This is a genomic window from Brenneria populi (genome assembly GCF_036016195.1).
Lineage (GTDB): Bacteria > Pseudomonadota > Gammaproteobacteria > Enterobacterales > Enterobacteriaceae > Brenneria > Brenneria populi.
Map to the genome: position 1 here is coordinate 1 of NZ_JAYWTM010000057.1, position 4,296 is coordinate 4,296.

At 50.0% G+C, this 4,296-nt stretch carries 4 protein-coding genes and 1 tRNA gene; 2 read left to right on the forward strand and 3 right to left on the reverse strand.

Annotated features, from left to right (window positions below):
• Window positions 1-16: 16 nt before the first annotated feature.
• A tRNA-Thr gene (locus VSX58_RS22315) sits at window positions 17-92 on the reverse strand.
• Window positions 93-423: 331 nt separating this feature from the next.
• On the opposite strand from VSX58_RS22315, the gene VSX58_RS22320 reads away from it, so the two are divergent.
• Window positions 424-972: a GNAT family N-acetyltransferase gene (locus VSX58_RS22320; protein WP_327619968.1), complete on the forward strand. Its 549-nt coding sequence runs from the start codon at window positions 424-426 to the stop codon at window positions 970-972.
• A 219-nt stretch (window positions 973-1,191) separates the two neighbouring features.
• Window positions 1,192-2,142, forward strand: a complete 951-nt coding sequence (gene coaA, locus VSX58_RS22325) for a type I pantothenate kinase (RefSeq protein ID WP_327619969.1) — start codon at window positions 1,192-1,194, stop codon at window positions 2,140-2,142.
• A 44-nt stretch (window positions 2,143-2,186) separates the two neighbouring features.
• Here coaA and birA read toward each other — a convergent pair whose 3' ends face one another.
• Both birA and murB read right to left on the reverse strand, forming a co-directional pair.
• The gene (birA, locus tag VSX58_RS22330) at window positions 2,187-3,146 is read right to left on the reverse strand and encodes a bifunctional biotin--[acetyl-CoA-carboxylase] ligase/biotin operon repressor BirA (protein WP_327619970.1); all 960 of its coding nucleotides are present in this window, start codon (window positions 3,144-3,146) and stop codon (window positions 2,187-2,189) included.
• Entirely contained in the window at window positions 3,143-4,180 is a 1,038-nt protein-coding gene (murB, locus tag VSX58_RS22335) for a UDP-N-acetylmuramate dehydrogenase (RefSeq protein WP_327619971.1), read from the reverse strand. The genes birA and murB overlap by 4 nt, the downstream gene beginning before the upstream one ends.
• Window positions 4,181-4,296 lie beyond the last annotated feature (116 nt).

A 4,296-nucleotide genomic window follows, 5' to 3' on the forward strand; every position in this document is an offset into this window, starting at 1 on the left:
TAATTGTCCACTTGAATGGTGCCGGCACCAAGAGTCGAACTCGGGACCTACTGATTACAAGTCAGTTGCTCTACCAACTGAGCTATGCCGGCATCAAGTGCTGCGCATTCTAGGTAGAGCGAACGACCTATGCAACAAAAAAATTGCATAAAACGCGTTATCGCTTAGATTTTATCCAAATCTGAACGCGGATCCACGGCGGAAACAATAATTCGCACAAAGAAGCATCAACCCCCGCCGGGACCAAACGCCGGGCGGATCACCGGACAGACCGCCCCGCTGCACTAAAAACGTGACGACCGCGCCCTACGTAAAAGCATTTTTTCATCGCGGCGCCCGACCGCCGCGCGTCCAGCGCTAGCCGCAGGTTGGAATGAATTTTGCTTGTTACCCGTATGCGCCCCGCCAGACAGGAGAGTTTTCATGAAAATCGTATCCCTTAACGTCGCCACCTTACCGGTCTACCGCGGCGAACTTGCCAGCCTGCTGCTCGATGCCGTTGCCAAAGGCGCCTCGGTCGGCTATCAAGGGCCTTTGTCGCATGAAGACGCGGAAAGCTATTTTCATAGCCTGCGCCCGTCCTTGGCAAAAGGGGAGCGTCTGTTGTGGATTGCCCGCGATATCGAGGGCGTTATCGGCAGCGTACAGCTGGAACTCTGCCAAAAAACCAACGGCCAGAACCGGGCCGAGATCCAAAAGCTGCTGGTGCATAGTCGAGTCAGAAGGATGGGCATCGGCAGACAATTAATGCAGACGCTGGAAAAAGCCGCGTTACGGCAACAGCGTGGATTGCTTTATCTGGATACGCAAGCAGGTTCTCCTGCTGAAATGTTTTACCGCTCATTGGGATACCGCTATTTGGGCGAACTTCCCGATTACGCCAGTACGCCCGACGGCTATTATCACCCTACCGCAATTTATTACAAACGCCTCTTCGCCGTGAATCACATCGGCCGGGCGATTGCCAGCTAATCGTCAGCCCGGCGCGTCCGGTTTCATACCGGCGCCGGGCATCAAATTGATTTTCTCTTCTTTTTTTCACTGGCAAAGTGTTAACCTGCTCATAAACCAAATTCTTATACAAAGAAAAGATTCTATGCCCAGAGCCTGGCTGATTATACTGGGCAACGCATTTAGCTTAGGCGGGCTAGAGTCCCCTTTCTTACCTGTTAAGCAGGCAGAATTAGACTTATGAGAAATAGAGAGCAATCTTTGGCCACACCATATCTACAATTTAATCGCCGCCAATGGGCCGCCTTGCGCGATTCGGTGCCATTAACGTTGACGGAAGAAGAAATAGTTAAACTCAAAGGGATTAATGAAGATTTATCCTTGGATGAAGTCGCTGAAATTTATCTGCCTTTGTCCCGCCTGCTTAACTTCTACATTAGCTCAAATCTGCGCCGTCAGGCTGTTTTAGAGCAGTTTCTGGGAACCGATGGGCAAAAAATCCCTTATATCATCAGTATCGCCGGCAGCGTAGCGGTAGGTAAAAGCACCACCGCCCGCGTATTGCAGGCGTTGCTCAGCCGCTGGCCGGAACACCGCAGCGTAGAGTTGATCACCACGGACGGCTTTCTTCATCCGAATAGCGTGTTAAAAGACCGCGATCTGATGAAGAAAAAAGGTTTTCCACAGTCTTATGATATACATAGCCTGGTGAAATTCGTTTCTGATATTAAGTCAGGCGCATCAGAAGTTACCGCGCCGACCTATTCTCATCTCATTTATGACATTGTGCCCAATCATCATAAGATACTGAAACAGCCAGATATTTTAATTTTGGAAGGTTTGAATGTCTTACAAAGCGGCATGGACTATCCGCACGATCCGCACAGAGTCTTCGTCTCCGACTTTGTTGACTTCTCAATTTATGTCGATGCGCCGGAAGATTTATTAAAAGTCTGGTATATCAATCGATTTCTGAAATTCCGCCAAGGGGCGTTTTCAGATCCCAGCTCATACTTCCATAACTACGCCAAGCTATCGGAACAAGAGGCGATCGATATTGCCTCACAGCTCTGGCGGGAAATAAATGGCCTTAATTTACAGCAAAATATTCTGCCGACGCGGGAACGCGCCAGTCTTATTATGACGAAAAGCGCCAATCACGCTGTCGAATATGTTCGATTAAGAAAGTAAGTCGGCGCTTAAATTAAAGGGGGAGCAGCTTCATCCCCTTTAATTTATAATCCTCTTAACGAGATCTCTCCGCCAATATAGGGAGTTATTTCGCCATCCGTTTCCAACAGCAATGCTCCCTGCCCATCGATACCCCGATCAACGCCATGTATCTCTCTATTGCCGATAATCAGCTTAACAGGACGATTATAATAGTTGTCCAACTGTTGCCAGCGGGAAATAAACGGGGATAAACCTTGTTGTTCAAACATAGCCAGCGCACGTCTTAACTCTGAAATAAGCGTAGCCGCCAGGATATTGCGATCGACGGAGATCCCGGCCTCCTGAAGATTTATCCATCCTTGATCGATGACATTCTCTGTCTGCTCACGCATCCGTAAATTAATACCGACGCCGATCACCAGGTGCGCCGCATCGCCCGTTTTTCCCGTAAGCTCAACCAGAATACCGGCCAGTTTGCGATCGTTCAGATACAGATCGTTCGGCCATTTAACACGCACGCCCTTTGCGCCTAGCTTATGCAGCACTTCAGACATAACGATGCCGATAACCAGACTGACGCCAACCGCGGCGGCCGGGCCTTGTTCCAGACGCCAATACAATGACAAATAAAGATTAGCGCCGAAAGGAGAGAACCACCGGCGTCCCCGGCGGCCTCGCCCGGACTGCTGATATTCGGCGATACAGGCGTCACCGGAGGATAAAGCGTTAAACCGATCCAAAATATATTGGTTGGTCGAATCCACCACCGGTAAAACGGTAGCGCCGCCTTCCGGCAGCAGGCTAAGGATCTTTTCCTCGTTCAGTAATTGCATCGGGGCCGGTAAACAGTAGCCTTTACCGGTCACGGTAAAGACATCGACGCCCCATTCACGGATCGTCTGAATATGTTTATTGATCGCCGCCCGACTCATGCCCATCATTTCACCCAGGACCTCCCCCGAGTAGAAACCGCCATCCGACAGGACATTGATTAATTTAAGAGGAACTTTAATATCCCTCATGATAATACCTCGACGGCATTTACCTCTCCCCGAGCGGCGATAAAACGGACCTCCGGCTCCAGCCAGATAGCAAACCGTTCGGCAACCTGGTTTCGCACATGACGCGCCAGGTTAACCACATCAAGACTTGTGGCATTATCCTGATTTATCAACACTAACGCCTGCTGGCTATGAACGGCGGCGCCGCCCATCTGAAAGCCCTTTAGTTGGCACTGGTCTATTAACCATCCCGCAGCCAGCTTAACCTGGCCATCAGGTTGCGGATAATGCGGAGCGTTTGGATATGCTTTCACTATGCGGGCCGCGCTATCGGCCTTAACAACGGGATTCTTGAAAAAACTTCCCGCATTTCCGGTCACCGCCGGGTCTGGCAACCTACTGCGCCGCATGTGACATACCAGGTCGAATATTTGCTGAGGCGTAACTGTTGCCGGATCCAATCTGTTCAAATCGCCGTAACCGAGTACAGGACGCCAGTCTTTACGCAAATACAGGCCAACGGCAACGATGGCAAATCCCTCTCGGTATCGGTGTTTAAATATGCTTTCCCGATAGCCGAACTGACATTCAGAAGCAGGGAGGCGTTTTATTGATCCGTGGGTCAAATCCAAAAGGTCGACATACTCGCATACGCTCTTCAATTCTACGCCGTAAGCACCAATATTCTGAATAGGCGCGGAACCAACACACCCAGGAATCAACGCAAGATTCTCTAAACCCGCGATGCCCAACTTGAGCGCGCGTTGAACCAGATGATGCCAGTTTTCACCCGCCCCAATATGAAGATGCCAACCATCAGCATCTTCCTGAACGTCGATGCCTTTAACACGATTAAGCAGGATTGTGCCGGCGAAATCCTCAAGAAAAAGAACATTGCTACCCTCACCCAACAGTAAGACCGGGCTTTGCGCTAAACAAGCCGCACGCCATCCGGCAATCAGCTGGTCTTGTGTCTCAGCTAGGGTTATTTGCGACGCAGAAACGGGTAACGCGAAAGTATGATGTGGTTTTAAGGATATGACACTATTCGTCATAGCATGAATACTCTTTAGCTCAGATATTCCATAGTCTACCCGATCCGGCACGGATATTAGCGTGGTTTTATCTTAATAACGACCGCGAGGCGAATGCCGCACATTATCCTATTCGC

Bases quoted from the DNA above. Each gene is read 5' to 3' on its own strand.
- VSX58_RS22320 (WP_327619968.1), top strand. From the start codon at position 424: ATGAAAATCGTATCCCTTAACGTCGCCACCTTACCGGTCTACCGCGGC.
- coaA (WP_327619969.1), top strand. From the start codon at position 1,192: ATGAGAAATAGAGAGCAATCTTTGGCCACACCATATCTACAATTTAAT.
- birA (WP_327619970.1), bottom strand. From the start codon at position 3,146: ATGAGGGATATTAAAGTTCCTCTTAAATTAATCAATGTCCTGTCGGAT.
- murB (WP_327619971.1), bottom strand. From the start codon at position 4,180: ATGACGAATAGTGTCATATCCTTAAAACCACATCATACTTTCGCGTTA.